Annotated in this window: 20 protein-coding genes; 9 read left to right on the forward strand and 11 right to left on the reverse strand. The window is 71.3% G+C overall.

Annotated features, from left to right (window positions below):
• Nucleotides 1-49: 49 nt before the first annotated feature.
• The gene (locus ACFFRH_RS33650) at nt 50-862 is read right to left on the reverse strand and encodes a class I SAM-dependent methyltransferase (protein ID WP_344744055.1); all 813 of its coding nucleotides are present in this window, start codon (nt 860-862) and stop codon (nt 50-52) included.
• 155 nt (nt 863-1,017) lie between these two features.
• On the opposite strand from ACFFRH_RS33650, the gene pcaD reads away from it, so the two are divergent.
• The 3 genes from pcaD (at nt 1,018) to ACFFRH_RS33665 (ending at nt 4,707) form a co-directional block, all read left to right on the forward strand.
• Nucleotides 1,018-1,758 (forward strand): 3-oxoadipate enol-lactonase, encoded by a 741-nt coding sequence (gene pcaD / locus ACFFRH_RS33655; RefSeq protein ID WP_344744054.1) that lies wholly within the window; start codon nt 1,018-1,020, stop codon nt 1,756-1,758.
• A gap of 62 nt (nt 1,759-1,820) precedes the next feature.
• A complete protein-coding gene (locus tag ACFFRH_RS33660; RefSeq protein ID WP_344744053.1) occupies nt 1,821-3,554 on the forward strand; it encodes a pyruvate dehydrogenase in 1,734 nt (577 codons plus the stop codon).
• A gap of 415 nt (nt 3,555-3,969) precedes the next feature.
• A complete protein-coding gene (locus ACFFRH_RS33665; RefSeq protein WP_344744052.1) occupies nt 3,970-4,707 on the forward strand; it encodes a hypothetical protein in 738 nt (245 codons plus the stop codon).
• An 85-nt stretch (nt 4,708-4,792) separates the two neighbouring features.
• Here the strand turns inward: ACFFRH_RS33665 and kynU are convergent, their stop codons facing one another.
• The 9 genes from kynU to ACFFRH_RS33710 all read right to left on the reverse strand — a co-directional run bounded on the left by kynU (nt 4,793) and on the right by ACFFRH_RS33710 (nt 13,204).
• Nucleotides 4,793-6,025 carry a kynureninase gene (gene kynU / locus ACFFRH_RS33670; RefSeq protein ID WP_344744051.1) on the reverse strand — a complete coding sequence of 411 codons (1,233 nt, stop codon included), beginning with the start codon at nt 6,023-6,025 and terminating at the stop codon, nt 4,793-4,795.
• A gap of 77 nt (nt 6,026-6,102) precedes the next feature.
• Entirely contained in the window at nt 6,103-7,074 is a 972-nt protein-coding gene (locus ACFFRH_RS33675; protein ID WP_344744050.1) for an amidohydrolase family protein, read from the reverse strand.
• 3 nt (nt 7,075-7,077) lie between these two features.
• A complete protein-coding gene (locus ACFFRH_RS33680) occupies nt 7,078-7,593 on the reverse strand; it encodes a 3-hydroxyanthranilate 3,4-dioxygenase (RefSeq protein WP_344744049.1) in 516 nt (171 codons plus the stop codon).
• Entirely contained in the window at nt 7,590-8,012 is a 423-nt protein-coding gene (locus ACFFRH_RS33685; RefSeq protein ID WP_344744048.1) for a RidA family protein, read from the reverse strand. The genes ACFFRH_RS33680 and ACFFRH_RS33685 overlap by 4 nt, the downstream gene beginning before the upstream one ends.
• A complete protein-coding gene (locus ACFFRH_RS33690) occupies nt 8,009-8,821 on the reverse strand; it encodes a 2-keto-4-pentenoate hydratase (RefSeq protein ID WP_344744046.1) in 813 nt (270 codons plus the stop codon). Before ACFFRH_RS33690 ends, ACFFRH_RS33685 begins: the two co-directional genes overlap by 4 nt.
• A complete protein-coding gene (gene dmpG / locus ACFFRH_RS33695; protein WP_425581716.1) occupies nt 8,818-9,858 on the reverse strand; it encodes a 4-hydroxy-2-oxovalerate aldolase in 1,041 nt (346 codons plus the stop codon). The genes ACFFRH_RS33690 and dmpG overlap by 4 nt, the downstream gene beginning before the upstream one ends.
• The gene (locus tag ACFFRH_RS33700) at nt 9,855-10,865 is read right to left on the reverse strand and encodes an acetaldehyde dehydrogenase (acetylating) (RefSeq protein WP_425581715.1); all 1,011 of its coding nucleotides are present in this window, start codon (nt 10,863-10,865) and stop codon (nt 9,855-9,857) included. The genes dmpG and ACFFRH_RS33700 overlap by 4 nt, the downstream gene beginning before the upstream one ends.
• Nucleotides 10,866-10,959: 94 nt before the next feature.
• Nucleotides 10,960-11,757 carry a 2-keto-4-pentenoate hydratase gene (locus ACFFRH_RS33705; RefSeq protein ID WP_344744045.1) on the reverse strand — a complete coding sequence of 266 codons (798 nt, stop codon included), beginning with the start codon at nt 11,755-11,757 and terminating at the stop codon, nt 10,960-10,962.
• Nucleotides 11,750-13,204 carry a 2-hydroxymuconic semialdehyde dehydrogenase gene (locus ACFFRH_RS33710; protein WP_344744044.1) on the reverse strand — a complete coding sequence of 485 codons (1,455 nt, stop codon included), beginning with the start codon at nt 13,202-13,204 and terminating at the stop codon, nt 11,750-11,752. The genes ACFFRH_RS33705 and ACFFRH_RS33710 overlap by 8 nt, the downstream gene beginning before the upstream one ends.
• 74 nt (nt 13,205-13,278) lie before the next feature.
• Between ACFFRH_RS33710 and ACFFRH_RS33715 the strand changes: the two genes are divergently transcribed.
• The 5 genes from ACFFRH_RS33715 (at nt 13,279) to ACFFRH_RS33735 (ending at nt 16,969) form a co-directional block, all read left to right on the forward strand.
• Nucleotides 13,279-14,037 carry an IclR family transcriptional regulator gene (locus ACFFRH_RS33715; protein WP_344744043.1) on the forward strand — a complete coding sequence of 253 codons (759 nt, stop codon included), beginning with the start codon at nt 13,279-13,281 and terminating at the stop codon, nt 14,035-14,037.
• A gap of 161 nt (nt 14,038-14,198) precedes the next feature.
• The gene (locus tag ACFFRH_RS33720; protein WP_344744042.1) at nt 14,199-14,912 is read left to right on the forward strand and encodes a dienelactone hydrolase family protein; all 714 of its coding nucleotides are present in this window, start codon (nt 14,199-14,201) and stop codon (nt 14,910-14,912) included.
• Nucleotides 14,913-15,166: 254 nt separating this feature from the next.
• Nucleotides 15,167-15,709: a VanZ family protein gene (locus tag ACFFRH_RS33725; protein ID WP_344744040.1), complete on the forward strand. Its 543-nt coding sequence runs from the start codon at nt 15,167-15,169 to the stop codon at nt 15,707-15,709.
• Nucleotides 15,710-15,859: 150 nt separating this feature from the next.
• Nucleotides 15,860-16,612: a GntR family transcriptional regulator gene (locus ACFFRH_RS33730; protein ID WP_344744039.1), complete on the forward strand. Its 753-nt coding sequence runs from the start codon at nt 15,860-15,862 to the stop codon at nt 16,610-16,612.
• A 126-nt stretch (nt 16,613-16,738) separates the two neighbouring features.
• On the forward strand, nt 16,739-16,969 hold the full coding sequence (locus ACFFRH_RS33735) for a hypothetical protein (RefSeq protein WP_344744038.1): 231 nt from the start codon (nt 16,739-16,741) through the stop codon (nt 16,967-16,969).
• A gap of 357 nt (nt 16,970-17,326) precedes the next feature.
• On the opposite strand, the gene ACFFRH_RS33740 is transcribed toward ACFFRH_RS33735, so the two are convergent.
• On the reverse strand, nt 17,327-18,634 hold the full coding sequence (locus ACFFRH_RS33740; protein ID WP_344744037.1) for a hypothetical protein: 1,308 nt from the start codon (nt 18,632-18,634) through the stop codon (nt 17,327-17,329).
• A gap of 140 nt (nt 18,635-18,774) precedes the next feature.
• On the opposite strand from ACFFRH_RS33740, the gene ACFFRH_RS33745 reads away from it, so the two are divergent.
• Nucleotides 18,775-19,341 (forward strand): gamma carbonic anhydrase family protein, encoded by a 567-nt coding sequence (locus ACFFRH_RS33745; protein ID WP_344744036.1) that lies wholly within the window; start codon nt 18,775-18,777, stop codon nt 19,339-19,341.
• The last annotated feature ends 243 nt before the right edge of the window (nt 19,342-19,584 follow it).

Consider the following 19,584-nt stretch of genomic DNA (forward strand, 5'->3'; position numbering starts at 1 on the left):
AGGCCCCACGGGACGCCCGGCCGTCACGGTCGCCCGTCCCGCGTGACACTCAGTCGTCGCGGCCCCTGCGGCCGAGGATCGAGTGGATCTCGAAGGAGGGGGCGCTGAACCCCGGGGCCGACATGACCTCCCGGACCTCCCGGAGCTGCCCGAGGGTCATCCCCGCCTCCAGCAGGCGGCCCTCCAGATGGTGGCTGTTGCTGATGAGCAGGCCGAGCCCGGCGGAACCCCGCTTCCACACCTCGGTCCAGCGCGTCCGGTCGATGTCCGTCAGACCCGCCGCCGCCATGTCCCGCGCGGCGGTGCCGCCCCAGGTCGGATCGCTGCCCGCCGCGCCCAGCACCCGGGCCATCGCCTTGACGTAGGCCGCGTACACCTCTTCCCCGGGCCCGCCGGAGGGGGGCGGCGCCACCCAGCGGGTGATGTCGATCTCGTCGAGCTGCAGCCAGCCACCGGGCCGCAGCGCGGCCCGCAGGCGTCGCAGGACCTCACGGCGCCGCGGCAGGTGGCTGAGCACGAGCCTGGCGTGGATCAGGTCGAACGCGCCCTCCGGCAGCGGGTCGGTGACGATGTCGTGGCGGGCCACGGTCAGCCCCGGCCTGGACGGGATCAGGCCCGGCTTGATGTCGGTCGCCAGCACGCGCCCGCCCGGCGTCACCCGCTCGGCCAGCCATAGGGCCACGCTGCCCCCGCCGGCCCCGACCTCCAGGCAGTCCCAGCCGGGGCCGACGCCGGTGAGGGCGAGGCGCTCGAAGGTCAGCGGGTCGAGCAGCCGAGCGAGATAGTGATGCTGGTCGGACGAGTGGTCTCCGTCGTTGTCGAACACGTAGTCGGAGGCGGTCGCTGAGTTCTGCCCGGTCATCTGGACCCTTCCAAAGGCGGTTACCTCGCCGCATGGTAGGTAGGGCGCCACGGAAAGTGACAGACCTCCGGCCGGACCTGGCCATCTTCTCTGGAGAACGTATCCTCCGGGCTACAGTATGTCCGGATAAAGAACTTATGTGCGATAGGTGAACAATGCTGTATCACGAGATCGAAGGACCCGCCGACGGCCGGCCGCTCGTGCTGGCCGGCTCCCTGGGCACCACGCTGGAGATGTGGGATCCGCAGATGGAGGCGCTGACCGGGCACTTCAGGGTCGTCCGCTTCGACCACCGCGGCCACGGACGGTCCCCGGCGACCGGGAAATGCTCGATCGCCGACCTCGCCGGAGACGTGCTGGACCTCCTCGACCTGCTGGGACTGCCGAGGGTCTCCTTCGCGGGGCTCTCGCTCGGCGGCATGGTCGGCATGTGGCTGGCCGCGCACGCGCCCGAGCGGATCGACCGGCTCGCGCTGCTGTGCACGTCGGCGAAGCTGGGCACCCCCGAGTCCTGGGCCGAGCGGGCGGGCGCGGTCCGCGAGGCGGGCACCGCGTCGATCGCCGAGACGGCCATGGCCCGGTGGTTCACCCCCTCCTTCACCGGGCGGGAACCGTACGTGACGATGCTCGGCGGCATCTCCGCCGAGGGGTACGCCGCCTGCTGCGAGGCCGTCGGGGCCATGGACCTCCGCCCCGAGCTGCCCCTGATCTCGGCGCCCACGCTCGTGCTCGCCGGGGCCGACGACCCCGCCACACCGCCCGAGCACGCGGAGCGGATCGCCGAGGGGATCGCCGGTTCCCGGCTGGTCGTCCTGCCCGGAGCGGCCCACCTGGCGAACGTCGAGCGGCCGGAGGCGGTCTCCGAGCACCTGGCCTGGCACTTCCTGCGGGAGTGATCCGGAGTGATCCGGCGAAATACGGTGAGGTACCCCGGTGACGCCAGACACGAGGGGGCACCATGGCGACCGTTGCCGAGCAGTTCATCGAGGTTCTCCGCCAGGCCGGGGTGGAACGGATCTACGGGGTGGTGGGCGACAGCCTGAACCCGGTGGTCGACGCCGTCAGGAAGGCCGGCGGCATCGAGTGGATCCACGTGCGCAACGAGGAGGCCGGGGCGTTCGCCGCCGCGGCCGAGGCGCAGGTCACCGGGCGCCTGGCGGTCTGCGCGGGCAGCTGCGGGCCCGGCAACACCCACCTGGTCCAGGGGCTCTACGACGCCCACCGCAGCGGCGCCCCGGTGCTCGCGCTGGCCTCGCACATCCCCTCCTCGCAGATCGGCACGGGCTTCTTCCAGGAGACCCACCCCGAGCGCCTGTTCGTGGAGTGCAGCCACTTCTGCGACATGATCAGCACGCCCGAGCAGATGCCCCGGGTGCTCCGTGTCGCCGTCCAGCAGGCGATCGGCCTGGGCGGCGTCTCGGTCGTGGTACTTCCCGGCGACGTGGCGCACCTGTCCGCCGCCGGCCCCACCGGCGATCACGACTTCCTGACCAGGACCGGCACGGTCGTCCCGCACCCCGACCAGGTGGCCGAGCTGGCGGCGGCGCTGAACCGCGCCGAGAAGGTGATGCTGTTCTGCGGCGCCGGGACGCGCCACGCCCGCGACGAGGTCATGGCACTGGCCGGACGCGTCCTGGCACCGGTCGGGCACGCGCTGCGCGGCAAGGAGTGGATCCAGTACGACAACCCGTACGACGTGGGGATGAGCGGGCTGCTCGGGTACGGCGCCTGCTACGAGGCGATGCACGATGCCGACCTGGTGGTGCTGGCCGGGACCGACTTCCCCTACGACGACTTCCTGCCGGGCGCGCGTACGGTCCAGATCGACCACGACGCGGCGCGGCTGGGCCGCAGGACCCCGCTGGAGCTGGCCGTGCACGGCGACGTCGGCGCGACGATCCGCGCGGTACTGCCCCACGTCGCGCAGAAGACGGACCGCCGCCGGCTCGACAAGATGCTGGGCAAGCACCTGAAGGCGCTGGAGAACGTCGTGGAGGCGTACACCCACGACATCGAGCACCACCTGCCGATCCACCCCGAGTACGTCGCGAACCTGATCGACGAGCTCGCCGCCGACGACGCGGTGTTCACCGTGGACACCGGGATGTGCACCGTCTGGGCGGCCCGCTACCTCAGCCCCAACGGGCGCCGCCGGGTGATCGGCTCGTTCTGGCACGGGAGCATGGCCAACGCCCTCCCGCACGCCATCGGCGCCCAGTTCACCGACCGGCACCGGCAGGTCGTCTCGCTCTCCGGGGACGGCGGGCTCGCCATGCTCCTCGGGGAGCTTCTCACCGTCCGGCTGCACGACCTGCCGGTGAAGACGGTGGTGTTCAACAACTCCTCGCTCGGCATGGTGAAGCTGGAGATGATGGTGGACGGGATGCCCGACTTCGGCACCGACCACGCTCCCGTCGACTACGCGGCGATCGCCGCCGCGGCCGGGATCGGGTCGTTGCGGGTCGAGGACCCCTCGGACGTACGGGAGGCCCTGGCCACGGCCTTCGCGACCCCCGGGCCCTTCCTCCTGGACGTGGTCACCGACCCGGACGTGCTGGCCGTGCCACCGAACATCAGCCGGGCGCAGGTGAAGGGGTTCGCCCTGGCCGCGGGCAAGATCGTGCTCAACGGCGGGGTCGGGCGCATGATCGACATGGCGAAGGCGAACCTGCGGAACATCCCGCGCCCCTGAACCGCCGAACCGGCCGGTCCCGGGCCGACCGGCCGACCGGCTGACCGGGCAACCGGGGACCGGCCGACCGGGCCGGCTCCGCCACCGGACTCGACGCGCCTTCGCCGAACGGCGACGACCCGGCGCACGGGCGGACAATCGCTCTAGACCCCTTTTCACTCGCCCTTTCCCCATTCGGTGGACTGGTTCTCGGCGTGGCATCACATGATGGTCAATCGCGACTGTAAGCATCTTCACTGTCACGCTGAGTGGCTCGATGCACCAACAAAAGCCGTATTTCGGTCAGCGGATTGGTTGCGGCCACGGACCACGTCTCGAAGGGAATGGTGTCCCCATGCTCACCCCCGACCTTCAAACGAGTGCCGCGATCACGCGTGACCGATGGAAGGGGCGCCGGCCGAAAAAAGGACCGGCGATGCTGACCCTGGCCGGATCGCTCTCCGTGACCCTTGTCGTCGCCGCCTCCTCGCCCGCCACCGCGTCGGCGCTCGGCGACCCGCCCCCTGACCCGAAATCGTCCGTCACGTCGACCAGCACCTCCACCAGCACCGCCACCCCCGACGACACCGACACCGAGACCGACACCGGCCCCAACAGCGAGACCAACACCGGCACCGGCACCGACTTCGGCACCGACGACGATGACGACGGCCATCACCACTCGCTTCTGGAGCAGGCGCGCAAGAAATGCAAGCCGAGGTCCTTCTTCCGATTCCACTCCTTCAGGCCGAGGAATTTCTTCGTTCCCCGTACCCGATTCATCGACGGCCCCGGCGGCACGATGACGGTTTCGGTCACCCGGCAGCACCGCGTGTACGCCGAGATGGAAATCGAGAGGGAGAGAATCGGCGAGATCGACAGGGACGAATTGATCCGCCAGTTGCGGAACATGGTGAACCCGCTGCTCGCCGAGGAATACATCGTCGAGACCGGACATCAATACACGCAGGAGATCACCAAAGGCAAGTACGGCAACATGTGGTACCGCGTCTTCGGCTACCGGGTGGGCTTCTCCGCGTGGCGGCAGATCTACAGCTGCCGGGTGCGCAAGGTCGCCGCCGGGGTCGCCAGCGTCCCCGCGCGGGTGGAGGGCTGGAGATACTGGGAGACCGACCACCCGATGTACAAGGGACGCCGCCTGAGCAGGCGCTGAGCCCCCGGTTCCCTCGTTTCACGGGTTCCCGCCTCGCGAAACGTCACGGGACGTCGCGGGACGGCTCCCCGGAGGGCGAGTCCCGTCAGGTGACGGTGAGACGGTCGCCGTGACGGCCGTCGCGCCAGTGTTCCTTCTCCAGCACCTCGGCCAGGATCACGGCCGCGTCGTAGGCGTCCGCGAAGCGGATGTAGAGCGGTGCGAACCCGAACCTGAGGACGTCGGGAGCCCGGAAGTCACCGTGGACGCCACGGTCGATCAGGGCGCGCATGACCGGGTAGCCGTCGGGGTGGCCGAAGCTGACCTGGCTGCCCCTGCGCTCCGGGTCGCGGGGCGAGAGCAGTTCCAGCCCGTACGGCGCGCAGAGCTCCTCGACGAGCTCGATGAAGATCGAGCTCAGCGCCACGCTCTTGGCCCGTACGGCGGCCAGGTCGACGCGCTCCCAGATGTCGAGCGAGGCGTTGAGCGAGGCGAAGGACATCACGTGCGGGGTGCTCACGGTGAAGCGCCGGATGCCGTCGGCGGGGCGGAAGCCGGGCTCGAACGCGAACGGCGCCGCGTGGCCGTGCCAGCCGGTCAGCATGGGCCGCGCCTCGGCCTGGTGGCGCGGGTGGACGTAGACGAAGGCCGGGGATCCGGGGCCGCCGTTCAGGTACTTGTAGGTGCAGCCGACCGCGAAGTCGGCCGCCGAGACGTCCACCTGGTAGGCGCCGGCGCTGTGGCACAGGTCCCAGATCATCAGCGCGCCCGCCTCCTGGACCAGCGCGGTGACCGGCGCCGTGTCGTGACGGGCCCCGGTCCGGTAGTCCACCTCCGACAGCAGCACGCACGCCACCTCGTCGGAGAGGGCGCCGGCGAGGCCGTCGACGCCGGTGACGTCGCGGATCTCGTAGCCGCCCAGCGCCTCGGCCAGCCCTTCGACCACGTAGCGGTCGGTGGGGAAGTTGGCCAGGTCCGAGACGACGACCCGGCGCCCGGGGCGCAGCCTCAGCGCGGCGGACACGGCCTTGACGATGGAGATCGAGGTGGTGTCGCCCACCGCCACCTGGCCGGGGCCCGCGCCGATCAGCGGGGCGAGCCGGTCGCCCGTGGTCAGCGGGAGGTCGAACCAGCCGGAGGTGTTCCAGGCGCCGACCAGGCGGCCTCCCCACTCCTGCTCCACGGTCCGCGTCACCGCCGCGGCCGCGGTCCTCGGCGGGGCGCCGAGGGAGTTGCCGACCAGGTAGATCGTCCCGTCGGGCAGGACGAACTCGTCCCTGACGTCCTTGAGGGGGTCTGCGGCGTCGAGCGCGACACACTCCGCACGGCTGATGGCCAAGAGTCGTCTCCCGGTTAGGTGCCTGGCAACCCTCCCATAATGCCTTCAATGCCAGATTTCATGGCATTCCGCCCTGATCAGCGGCCGAGGAACCGGGTGGCGTTGCCACCGAGCAGCTTGGCACGGGCGGCGTCGGAGAGGAACCCCGCCCGGCGGATCAAAGAGCCCACCGGCGACTCGCCCAGCGGGTAGGGGAAGTCGGAGCCGAGCATGACCCCGTTCTCTCCCATCGTGTCGACCAGCAGCCGCAGCGCCCGCTCGTCGAACACGACCGAGTCCACGCTGAACCGGTCGAGATAGTGCGAAGGAGGAAACTCCGAGACCCCGACCAGGTCGTTGCGGCGGTGCCAGGCGTTCTCGAACCGGCCGAGCCAGAAGGCGAACGAGCCGCCGCCGTGCGCGAAGCACAGGCGCAGCGTCTCCGGCACCCGGTCCAGGACGCCGCCCAGGATCAGGGCGAGCACCGACAGGTGCGTCTCGGCGGGCATGCCGACCAGCCACTGCGCCATCCAGCGCTCCAGCCGGGGGCCGCCCGCCATGTCCCAGGGATGGACGAAGACGGGCGCGCCCACCGAGGCGCAGTGCTGGAGGAACTGGACGACTCCCCCGTCGTCGAGGTCGCGGTCGCCGACGTGGTTGCCGATCTCGACGCCCGCGTGCCCGGCGGCCAGGCACCGGTCCAGCTCGGCGCAGGCCAGGTCGGGGTCCTGGAGCGGCACCTGGCAGAACGGCACCAGCCGCTCGGAGGCGCAGATCTCCAGCGCCAGGTCGTTGAACACCCTCGCGACCCGTACGGCCTCGGCCGCCGGGCGCTCGTAGGAGAAGAAGACCGGCGTCGGCGAGACGACCTGGACGTCCACCCCGTCGGCGTCCATCCGTTCCAGGCGGACCGAGGGGTTCCAGCAGTCGTCGGCGATCCGGCGGAACTCCCGGTCCCCGAGCAGGATCATCGCCTCCCGCTCGGAGTCGATCCTGAGCCGGGGCGCCCCCGGCCAGCCGAGATCGGGCCAGCCCCTGGGGACGTGGTGCGTGTGGACGTCGATGATCAACGGCTATCCCCTGCCGGGGTGGAGGGTGCCGCAGTTCTCGCAGGTGCGCGCCTTCTCGTCGTCGTAGAACGCCTGGAAGATCGGCGGCAGGTCGGTCACGATGTCGCGGACCTGGAGCTCCACCTCGTGGACCACGCCGCTGCACTCCGGGCAGTACCAGAGGAACCGCTCCAGCACGCCCTCCGGCCTGATCCGCTCCACCACCAGGCCGACCGACCCCTCCTCGGGGCGCTGCGGCGAGTGCGGCGTGTTCGCCGGGAGCAGCCACATCTGGCCCTCGCGCACGTGCACGGTCTCCGGCCCCTCGGGGGTCATCACGTTGACGTGCATGTTGCCGCGGATCTGGTAGAAGAGCTCCTCGTACGGGTCGATGTGGAAGTCGGTCCGCGCGTTCGGGCCACCGACGACCATCACGATGAAGTCGCCGGCGCCCTCGAAGACCATCTTGTTGCCCACCGGAGGTTTGAGCAGGTGGGCGTGCTCGTCGATCCACTTGGTGAAGTCGATGGGCGGGATCACGGGCGCTCCTCCGGTCGGTGTGCCACGGCCTGAATCTCGATGAGCAGGTGCGGGTGGGGCAGTTGGTGGACGGCCACGGTGGTGCGCGCCGGGCCGGACTCGTCGAAGTACTCCGCGTAGACCGCGTTGTATCCGCCGAAGTCATTGATGTTGACCAGGTAGGTGGTGATCTGCACGAGATCGCTCAGGTCGGCTCCCGCCGCCTTGAGGATGTCGCCGATGTTCTCTATCACGGCCCTGGTCTGCTCGGCGATGTCGAGCGTGACCGTGCCGAACTCGTCGGCCTCGGCTCCGGCGATCGTGTTGTCGGGCCTGCGCGAGCTGGTCCCGGACACGTACAGGAGGTCTCCCGCCCGTTTGACGTGCGGGAACCTGCCTCGCGGCCTGGCCTTCCCCGCGACGACGAGCCCGTCGCTCATGATCCCTCCCGAGAAGCCCTCGAAACCCCCGGAGCGCCCGGAACGGGTTCCGGAACGGAGGCGGTGAACGAGACCGAGCCCAGGTGCTGGATCTCGGCCCGCACCCGCGCGCCGGGCGCGAGCGGCTCGGCGGGCGTCGCGGCACCCGCGAGGAGGACCCAGCCCGGCTCCAGGACCGTCCCCGCCTGGAGGGCCAGACGGGCGGCCTCCGCGAGGGCCCGGCGCGGGTCGCCCAGGATCGCGCCGGTCGACCCGGCGTGGACCACGCGCCCGTCGATCTCCAGGACGACGCCCAGGTTCCAGAGCGACGGGTCGTACGGCTGCCAGGGGCCGACGGCGTACCCGGCGGCCGAGGTGTTGTCGGCGATCACGTCGGGCAGCGAGAACCTGAAGTCCTCGTAGCGCGAGTCGATCACCTCGATACCGGTCGCGACGGCCGCGACGGCACCCGGCGCGAGCGCGTCGCCCGGCGACGCGATGCGCCGCCCGACGAGGTAGACGACCTCCGGCTCCACCCTCGGATGGATATATCTCGACATATCCGCGTATGAGCCCTCGAGGATGGCCGACGACTCCGGCACCCGGCCGAAGATGATGTCGTGCACGCCCATCTGGCGGCGCTTGCCCTCGCTGGTGAAGCCCAGCTTCACCCCGGCGAGCCGGTCCCCCCGCTCCAGGCGGAGCCGGATCAGCTCCTCCTGGACCCGGTAGGCGTCGGCCACCCCGTAGTCCTGCTCGGGCCTCGGCACCGCGCGGGCGGTGCGGGTGGCCTCGTCCAGGACGGCGGCGAGCTTGTGGACGTCGGTCACGACCGCCCCCCCGTCCGTGCCAGGCCCGCCCGCTCCCCCGGCCCCGCCAGGTCCAGTGCGATGTCCACGATCATGTCCTCCTGGCCGCCCACCATCCGGCGGCGGCCGGCCTCGGTCAGGATGGTCCGGGTGTCGACCCCGTACCGCGCGGAGGCCGCCTCGGCGTGCCGCAGGAAGCTGGAGTAGACCCCCGCGTAGCCGAGCGTCAGCGTCTCCCTGTCCACCCGGACCGGCCGGTCCTGCAGCGGCCTGACCAGGTCGTCGGCCGCGTCCATCAGGGCGTGCAGGTCGCAGCCGTGCTCCCAGCCCATCAGGTCGGCCACCGCGGCGAACACCTCGATCGGGCAGTTGCCCGCGCCCGCGCCCATCCCGGCGAGGGAGGCGTCCACCCGGTAGGTGCCGTTCTCCACCGCGACGACCGAGTTGGCCACGCCCAGGCCCAGGTTGTGGTGGGCGTGGATGCCGATCTCCGTGCGCTCGTCGAGCACCGCGCGGTAGGCCAGGACCCGCTCCCTCACCCCGTCCATGGTCAACCGGCCGCCGGAGTCGGTCACGTAGACGCAGTGGGCGCCGTACGACTCCATGAGCGCGGCCTGCCGGGCCAGCTCCTCGGCGGGGGCCATGTGGGACATCATCAGGAACCCGGCCACGTCCATCCCGAGCTCGCGCGCGGTGGAGATGTGCTGGGCGGAGATGTCGGCCTCGGTGCAGTGGGTGGCGACCCTGACCGAGGTGACGCCGAGGGCGTGGGCGCGCCTGAGGTCCTGGATGGTCCCGATGCCGGGCAGCAGCAGGGTCGTCAGTTTCGCCCGCCGCACGACCCCGGCGACCGCCTCGATCCACTCGTCGTCGGTGTGCGCGCCCGCGCCGTAGTTGAAACTGCCCCCGGAGAGGCCGTCGCCGTGCGCGATCTCGATGGCCGCCACCCCGGCGGCGTCGAGCGCCGCGGCGATCTCGGCGGCCTGGGCGACGGTGTAGCGGTGCCGGACGGCGTGCATGCCGTCCCGCAGTGTCACGTCCTGCATGTAGAGCTTCACGCGCCCACCTCCATGTCCGTACGGGCGGCGCGGCCCGTACGGTCCTCGTCCCGCGTACGGCCCTCGTGCTCCGTGCGGCTCGCGTCCACGGCCCGCTCCGGCACCTCGGCCAGGCGCTCGGCCGTGCGCAGCGCCGCGGAGGTCATGATGTCGAGGTTGCCCGCGTAGGCGGGCAGGTAGTGGGCGGCGCCCTCCACCTCCAGGAAGACGGTCACCTTGACGCCGCCGTCGCGGGTGCCGTCGGGCAGCGGCTCCCCGGCCGGGATCGTCTCGAACTGCACGTCCTGCTTGAGCCGGTAGCCGGGCACGTAGTCGTTGACCCTCGCCACCATCTCCAGCACGGCGCCCGCCACCTCCGTCATGGTCGTCTCGTCGCACTCGTCCACCAGGCAGTAGACCGTGTCGCGCATGATCAGCGGCGGCTCGGCCGGGTTGAGGACGATGATCGCCTTGCCCCTCGCCGCCCCGCCGACCCGCTCGATCGCCCGGGAGGTCGTCTCGGTGAACTCGTCGATGTTGGCCCGGGTGCCGGGCCCCGCCGACCGGGAGGAGATCGAGGCGACGATCTCCGCGTACCGGACGGGCACCCGCGAGGCGACCGCCGCCACGATCGGGATGGTGGCCTGCCCGCCGCAGGTGACCATGTTGAGGTTCCGCTCGGTGAGGTGGTCCTCCAGGTTGACCGGGGGCACCACGTAGGGGCCGACGGCGGCGGGGGTGAGGTCGATGACGCGCTTGCCGTGCGCCTGGAGCACCCGGTCGTTGTGCCGGTGCGCGCCCGCGGAGGTCGCGTCGAGGACGACGTCCACCTCGGCGAACCCGGGCAGCGCGACCAGCCCCTCGACGCCCTCGTGGGTGGTGGCGACCCCGCGGCGACGGGCGCGGGCCAGGCCGTCGGAGTCGGGGTCGATGCCCGCCATCGCGACGACCTCCACCTTCTCCGACAGCAGGGCCTTGAACATCAGGTCGGTGCCGATGTTCCCTGAGCCGATAATGGCAATTTTCACGACATGCCCGCTTTCAAAAGTTTCACTGGTCCCCCGGGTCCCCCGGGTTCCCCGGGCTCCACGGGCCTCTCGCCGGCAGGGGTTTCGTGGGCCGTCACGAGAACACCGTCCTGACCGAGCCGAGGCCCTCGATGTGGGCCTCGAAAGCGTCGCCCGGCTCGACGTCGACCATCGGGCCGAGCGCGCCGGTGAGCACGACGTCCCCGGCGCGCAGCGGGAAGTCCGTGCGGCCCAGCGCGTCGGCCAGCCAGACCGCGGCGTTGAGCGGGTGCCCGAGACAGGCCGCGCCCGCGCCGGTGGAGACCTCCTGACCGCGCCGGTTCATGGTCATCCCGGCCAGGCGCAGCTCCAGGCCGCGCAGGCTCGCCGGGGTGTTGCCGAGGACGAACGCCCCGCTGGAGGCGTTGTCGGCGATCGTGTCGACGAGCGTGATGTCCCAGCCCGCGATGCGGCTGTCGACGATCTCGATCGCCGGAAGCACGAAGTCGACCGCCCGGATGACGTCGGCGACCGTGAACGGGCCGCCCTCCAGGTCGCTCCCGAGGACCAGCGCGACCTCCGCCTCGACCCGGGGCTGCAGGAACCGGCCGGTCGGCACCGGCAGGCCGTCGAGATAGGCCATGTCGGCGAAGAGCATCCCGAAGTCGGGCCGGTCCACGCCGAGCTGGCGCTGGACGGCGGTGGAGGTCAGCCCGATCTTCCTGCCGACCAGCCTGCGACCCTCGTCCAGCGCCCGCCTGGTGTTGATCTCCTGTACGGCGTAGCCGGTCTCTGCACTCCCGCTCGGCAGCGTCTCGCGCACCGGGGCGCACGGCTTGCCGCTCCTGGCCGCCTCCAGCAGCCGGTCGGCCGCCTCCGCGTGCGCGTCGGTGGCCTCGCTCCACTCAGTCATGTCCAGGCTCCAGCTTGATGGTGATCGTGGTCGGCTCGGAGTAGAAGTCCAGCGAGCGCGTGCCGCCCTCGCGGCCGATGCCGGAGAGCTTCACGCCGCCGAAGGGGGTGCGCAGGTCGCGCAGGTACCAGGTGTTGACCCACACCAGCCCGGCCTCCAGCGACCTGGCGACCCGGTGGGCCCTGCTCAGGTCGGAGGTCCAGACGGTCGCCGCGAGGCCGTACTCGCTGTCGTTGGCCAGCCCGACCGCCTCGGCCTCGGTGTCGAAGGGGGCGATGTGGCAGACCGGGCCGAAGATCTCCTCCCGGTTCACCCGGGAGCCGGGCGGCAGCCCGGTCAGCACGGTCGGCTCGACGTAGTAGCCGCCGTCGCGGTCGTCGCCGAAGCGCGGCACCCCGCCCCCGGCGCGGATCTCGGCGCCCTCGTGCTTGGCCAGCTCGTAGTAGGAGAGCACCTTGTCCCGGTGCTCGGCGGAGATCATCGGCATCATCGTGGCGTCCTCGTCGGAGGGACGGCCGAACCGCAGCTCCCCGGCACGCGCGGCCAGCCGCTCGGTGAACTCCTCGAAGACGGGCCGCTGCACGTAGAGCCGCTCGGTGCACAGGCAGACCTGGCCGCCGTTGGTGAAGACCGACCGCACGCTCCCCTCGACGGCCGCGTCCAGGTCGGCGTCGGCGAAGACCAGCCCGGCGTTCTTGCCTCCCAGCTCGAACGAGACGGGCTTGACCCGGTCCGCGACCGCCTTCATGATCGTCGATCCGGTACGGCTCTCGCCGGTGAAGGTGACCGCGTCCACACCGGGGTGCTCCACCAGGAACTGGCCGGTGGAACCGCCGCCGAAGCCGTTCACGACGTTGAGGACCCCCGGGGGCAGACCGATCGACGCGGCGATCTCCGCGAGCACCGCGACCGAGCCGGGCGTGTGCTCCGAGGGCTTGACCACCACGGTGTTGCCCGCGACGAGCGCGGGACCGAGCTTCCAGGTCGCCAGCAGGAACGGCAGGTTCCACGGCACGATCACCGCGACCACGCCGAGGGGCTTGCGGACGGTGTAGCTCAGCACGTCCGTCAGATGGAACGCGTTCTCCGGGTGCTGGGCCGCGATCTCGGCGAACGACCGGAAGTTCGCGGCGCCGCGCGGGATGTCCAGGGTACGGGTCTGGGTGATCGACTTCCCGGTGTCGGCGATCTCCGCCGCGACCAGGTCCTCGAACCGCTCCTCGATCGCGTCGGCGAGGCGGCGCGTCCAGGCGGCGCGCTCCGCCACCGGCAGCGCCGCCCACCCGGGCAGGGCCGCGCGAGCGGCGGCCACCGCCCTGTCGACGACGTCCCGGTCCGCCTCACGGACCTCGCGCACCGGCAGGCCGGTCACCGGGTCGTGGGTGGTGAACGTCGCCCCTTCGGCGACCGGCACCCCACCGATGAAGTGGTTCACCTGGTCAAACAAGACTGCTCCTCGGGGATGTGCTCCTTAAGGTCACTATGTACGGGTATAGAGCCGTGGGTGACCTATAGGCAAGAATGTGTTCCGTGAAACGGAACCCCGACCGGCTGTCCGTGCTGGAGAAATCCTGGCTCGTACTCGACGCGTTCCGTCCCACGGGAGGACCGCTGCGCCTGACCGACGTCGCCGAGCGCTGCCACCTGCCCAAGACCACCGCCTTTCGGCTGCTCGCCGAACTGACCTCGATCGGCGCGGTCACCCGCCGCCCGGACGGCTACTATCTCGGCCGCCGCCTCTTCGAACTCGGAAGCATCGTGCCCCTGGAGCGCGACCTGAGACACGCGGCGCTGCCCTTCATGCACGACCTTTACGAGGCGACCCACGAGACCGTCCACCTGGGCGTGCGCGACGGGCTCGACGTCGTCTACGTCGAGAAGATCCGCGGCCAGGAGACCTTCGCGCTGCCCTCGCGCGTCGGCGGGCGCCTCCCGCTGACCTGCACCGGGATCGGCAAGGCCCTGCTCGCCTACTCGGGGCCCGACCTGATCGACGAGGTTCTCGGCCGCCCGCTGCGCCGGTTGACCCCGCACTCGATCGTCGACCCCCGACGCCTGGAGGAGGCCATCGGCCAGATCCAGGCGGCGGGGCTGGCCTACGAGCGAGAGGAGGTTCAGCTGGGCGGCGCGTGCATCGCGGCCCCGGTGTTCGGCGACGGCGTGGCCGTGGCCGCGCTGTCCGTCTCGGTGCCGCTCGCCCGCTTCCAGCCCACCCGGCTCGCCCCGGCCGTCAAGGCCGCCGCGCTCGGCATCTCCCGCGCCCTGGCCAGGACCATCTGACGGGCAGGACGTACGCCCGCCCGCACATCTGTCCGCGTTCGACGGGTATGCGATTCACTGCTCGTCCATCGCACCGCCCGTCCGCAGCCTTACACCAGTAGCCGTCATACGCCAGTAGTCGCCGTAAGCCAGCGGTCACCGTAAGCCAGCAGGAGGAACACGTGGAAGCTCGCACCGAGACGGTCACCGTCGCCGACGGCTCGTTCGACCTGCATCTGTGGCTGCCCCCGGCCGGCCGCGGGCCGGTGATCCTGCTGATCCAGGAGATCTACGGGGTGGGACCGTACATCAGGAAGGTGGCCGAGGACCTGGCCGCGCTCGGATACGTCGTCGGCGCCCCCGACCTGTTCTGGCGGATCCGGCCCAACTGGGTGTCCGGCCACGACGAAGCCGGAACGAACCTGTCGATCGAGATGGTCTCCACGTTCGACGTCCCCCACGGGGTGGCCGACTCGGCCGTGGCCCTGACGCACCTGCGGGGGCTGCCCGAGGCGGAGGGCGGGGCCGGGGTGGTCGGGTTCTGCCTGGGCGGCTCGATCGGCTACCTGCTCGCGGCCACGGTCGAGGTGGACGCGGTCCTGTCGTTCTACGGCTCCGCCGTCCCCGACGCGGCGGGCATGCTGGAGAAGATCACCTGCCCGCTGCTGCTCGTGTTCGGCGGTTCCGACCCCTACATCCCGCGAGAGCGGGTCTCCGTGGTGGAGAAGGCCGCGGCCGGGCGGCCGAACGTCGAGGTGTACGTCGCCGAGGAGGCCGGGCACGCCTTCCACAACCACGAGGCCGCACAGTTCTACAACCAGGAGGCCGCGAGGGCCGCCTGGGACCGGGCCGTGCACTTCCTCGGACGCAACCTCGCCCCGGCCTCCCTCCCCTGAGACGCCTCCCCCTGAGACCCCTGAGATGCCTGAGATGCCTCCCCCTGAGACGCCTCCCTCGCCCCCGCGCCCCCGGCCCTCGCCCCCCCGGAGGACGCGCCGACCGGTCTCTCCCCGACACCCGCCTCCCCTACGCTCGGACGCCTTCCCGGCGCCGCCGAGGGTGAGAACGACCCTTGCTCGAAGGTCACCTTCTCGTAACCTTGGAGGCCGCCCGGCGGGCCTCCGCGCACCGCATCGTTGATCATTGCCTCATGCACCAGGCGTGGCAGCAGTGGGGGAACATCGTTCTGGCGGCCCTCCTCGCGGTCCCCGCGGTGGTCGTGGCCGTCCGCCTTCTGACCCTCCACCGCACCCGCGCCGGTCACCCCTTCGCCGCGCGCACCGCCCTGGCGGACGTGGTCGCGGCGGCCGGGACCGCGCCCTGGATCTGGATGATCCTCACCCCCGGGGTGGGGGTCTCGGGCGTCAGTCTCGTCCCGTTCGCGGACCTGTGGGCGACCCTGCACGGGCCGGGACAGGCGGCGTTCGTGCAGGTGGGAGGGAATCTCCTGGTCTTCGCCGCGCTCGGGGCCATGCTTCCCGTCCGTTCGGCGCGGTTCGCGTCACTCGCCCGGATCGCGGCCGTGGCGGCCGGGGCGTCGCTCACCGTGGAGGTCCTCCAGTACGCCCTGCGCCTGGGACGGGTGAGCTCCGTCGACGACGTGATCGTCAACGCGACGGGGGCCGTGCTGGCCGCGATCGTCACGCGCCGGTGGTGGGCCGTCCGAATACCGGCTGGGACCGTTCCACGGTAACGGACCGGAGAAACTCTTTAAGATCGCCACACGGGCACGATCCTCCCAAAAGAAGCACGATACCAACCTCCGTATCTGTGCGATCGTGGACAAGGCGGGGCAAGTTCTCTGGAGACGCCAAACCCGGTTGGTGACAGAGGGTGATCGAACGTGCAGCAGTCCCCGGTACCTCCCGAGCCCCCGATCTATCGGCGCATCGCCGACGGGCTTCGCGAAGCGATCCTGTCCGGTGATCTCCGAGACGGGGATCGGCTTCCGGGCGAGAACGCCCTGATGGCGAGGCACGGCATAGCCCGTGCCACCGCCAGACAGGCACTGTCCGTACTAATCAACGAAGGACTGGCCGTCCCCAAACGCGGCTCGGGGGTGTACGTCAGGCAGTTCCGCCCCATCAGGCGGCACGGCTCCCGGCGGCTCTCCCGTGGCCAGTGGGGACGCGGCGAGGCCATCTGGGACTCCGACACCAGGGGGCGCCCCTACACCGTGGACGAGGTGTACATCGACCGGGAGACCGCCGAGGACGCCGTCGCCCGGGTGCTGGGCGGCCCCGACGTGTGGGTCCGCAGGCGGCGCTACTCGGTGGACGAGCGGCCGGTGCAGCTGTCGGTCTCCCACTTCCCCGCCGCCCTGGTGGAGGGAACCGCGATCACGAGCGAGGACACGGGCCCGGGAGGCGTCTACGCGCGCCTCGGCGAGCTCGGCCACGCCCCGGCGCACTTCACCGAGGAGATCAGGGCCCGCATGCCCCATCCCCATGAGACCGTCCAGCTCGACCTGCCCGCGGGCACCCCGGTCATCGTGATCGCCCGGGTCGCCCGCACCGCCGACGGCGTCGCCGTCGAGGTCAACGAGATGATCCTCGATGCCGCCTCTTACGTACTTCAGTACGACTTCGACTCATAGATCAAGGCCATCCGTCAACCGATAGGTTGACCTGTCCCCCGCGATCATTGATTTCTCTAGAGAAGTGCCTCACCGTCAGAGGTGGAACGTCGCAAAGGCGGGCCTGGGCGCGGGGAAGGTGCACAGATGTCTTTCGACCGACATCTCGCTGAGATCGCCCGGGAGTTCCCCGACTGGACGATCTGGCGGAGCGACGCGGGCAGGTGGTGGGCCACCCGCCACCACCCGCTGACCTCCGCCCAGCGTGACGTCGGCTGCGCGATGACCATCGACGCGGACGATCCGGAAGGGCTGCGCGAGCAGCTACTCGACCAACGGGAACGTTCCGGCGACACGGAGCCGAGAGCGGACACCTGAAGACCGCCCGGTGCCGGGATGAGCGGATCCGATGCGGTCCCGGCGCCGGGCCCCCAATCGCGGAAGCCCCCGACCCGATCGGGGGCGGGGGCTTCCGCCTGCTCTCCTGACCACTCCGTCGATCCCCGGACCACCCCGTTGGTCCCCGGACCGCTCCGTTGGTCCCTCGACAACTCCCGGCACCGATCCCGGGACCACTCCGCTGATCTGTCGGCCGCTCCCGGCACCGATCTCCGGACCGCTCCGCTGATCTGCCGGCCACTCCCGGCACCGGTCCCGGACCATCCCGCCACCCGTGACGCGCGACGTCTCCACGGCCGCACGAACCCGCTTCACGGTCTCCGGGGGCGGGGTCCCCTACTTCCTCCTGGGGGCGGCGTACTTCTCCTCGCCCTTACCGGCCTTCCCCGTGACCGGGCCGAGGTCGGTGTCGGTGTCGAGGTCGGCGGTGTCGTCGTACACCTCGACACGTGCCTCGTCGGAAAGGGCGTCGTCCCGGCCGCGCCGCTCGCCCGCGCCGCCGGCCGGGGCCTCGTCGTCCACGATCACGCGTACGGACTCCAGGTCGGACGAGCCGTCGAAACCGGTGTCCCGCGCGTCCTCGGGCCCGGCCTGCGGGGCCTGCCCGGCCTGCCTGGCCTGTCCCGACGGCGCCTCCGCGCCGTCGGACGCGACGGCGTCCGCCGCACCGGGTGCGTCCTGGACGTCGTCGGGAGCCTCGGGAGAGGTGGGAGCGGAAGCGGGGACGGGATCGGGACCGGCGGCCGGGGCGGCCAGCGCGGGCTGGACGCGGGCCGGGGGCAGCACGGAGCCTTCGTCGACCAGGGGTCCGGCCGCGCTCTCGCGGTGGAGCAGGTCTCCCAGGACGGTGCCCATCTCGTGCAGGCGGCGCATGACCTCGTGATGGGTGTCGGTGAGGTAGACGACCCGGCGACCGGTGGTCTCGTCCAGGGCGGCGGCGCGCTGCTGGGCCGCCGACAGGGTGGAGTGCGCGTCGGTGTTGGCGGCGAGGACGGTCGCCTCCGCCTGGGCACTGGCGGCGCTCAGCGTGGACTCCGCCTCGGCGCGGGCCTCCTGGACCGTCCGCTCGGCCTCGCTCCTCGCCGAGGTGACCATCCGGTCGGCCTCGGTGCGGGCACCGCGCAACGTCTCCTCGGACTCGGCACGGGCCGCGTTGAGCGTCTCCTCGGCGTCGTTGCCGGCCTGGGCGAGCATCTGCTCGGCGGCGGCGGTGGCCTCGGCGACCCGGCGCTCGGCCTCCTGCTGCGCGGCGTTCAAAATGCCCTCGGCCCGATCCTGCGCGGAGGTGACCAGCCGCTCGGCCTCCGCGGCCGCGTCGTCGCGGAGCTTGATCGCCTCCGCCTCGGCGACCTGCTTCTTGGAGGTGGCCTCCTCCTCGCCCAGTTTCAGGATCTGGCTCAGCCTCTGACCGAGCTCGTCGTAGTCCTGAGGGGCGTCGGAGAGCCTCCTGCGGGCCTCGGCCAGCTCGATCCGGCCCTGCTCGGCCTGGTCGATCGCGCGCCCGAGCCGCTCCTCCAGATCGCGGATCTGGTGGCGGTGGCGGTCCATGTAGTCGTGAACCTGACGACGGCTGTAGCCGCGCATGACGACCTCGAACGAGTCCTCATGCATCAGGTCGGGAAAGCTCTCGTGCTGGTTTGTCATGGCACTGCCCGTGGAGGTTGTGTGGCGGGAAAGGAGACGTCAGGAGACGACTTTCCTGCTTACTGCCCAAGTCCGCAACCGGAACGCCCGACCTGCTTGCGGAAATACCGGGCAGATCACCCCCTCGTACCATCGTGTTCATGAACGCCACGCCCTACATCGCCGCCCTCGACGGCGACGCGATCCCCCAGATCCATCCGGACGCCTACGTCGCCCCCGGAGCGGTGGTCGTCGGGAGGGTACGGCTGGGCCGTGCCGCGAACGTCTGGTACGGCTCGGTCCTGCGCGGAGACGACGAGGACGTCGAGGTCGGGGAGGAGTGCAACATCCAGGACCTGTGCTGCCTGCACGCCGACCCGGGCGAGCCGGCCGTACTGGAGCCCCGGGTGAGCCTCGGGCACAAGGCCATGGTGCACGGGGCCCACGTGGAGACCGGCGCGCTCGTGGGCATCGGCGCGATCGTGCTCGGCGGCGCCAGGATCGGCGCGGGATCGCTGATCGCGGCGGGTGCCCTGGTGGGACCGGGCAAGCGGATCCCGGCGGGGGTCCTCGTCGCGGGCGTCCCCGGGAGGATCGTCCGTGAGCTCACCGACGACGACCGCGACTCCTTCGCCCGCACACCGGCCGGCTACATCGCCAAGGCGGCCCGCCATCGGGCCGCGACCGCCCTCCCCCCGGCCTTCCCGTCGCCCCTCCCACCGACCTGAACGCCCCGGATCACCTGAACGCCCGGACGCCCCGGACGCCCCGGACGACCTGAACGATTTGAACGACCTCGGCGACCGAACGCCCGAGGATCCAGAAGCTCCGGACGCCCAGGTGCACGGGCGTTTCGGGATTTCCCGGCCCTGGCCGCACCGGCACGCCCCCGACACGGCGGCGGGGAGGGCCTTACGATCGTGCCAGGCCCCATCGGGGGATCGCGGGGCCTGGCACGACCTTGACCGAAG

Source organism: Streptosporangium vulgare (assembly GCF_042428775.1).
In the GTDB taxonomy this organism is placed as follows: Bacteria; Actinomycetota; Actinomycetes; order Streptosporangiales; family Streptosporangiaceae; genus Streptosporangium; species Streptosporangium vulgare.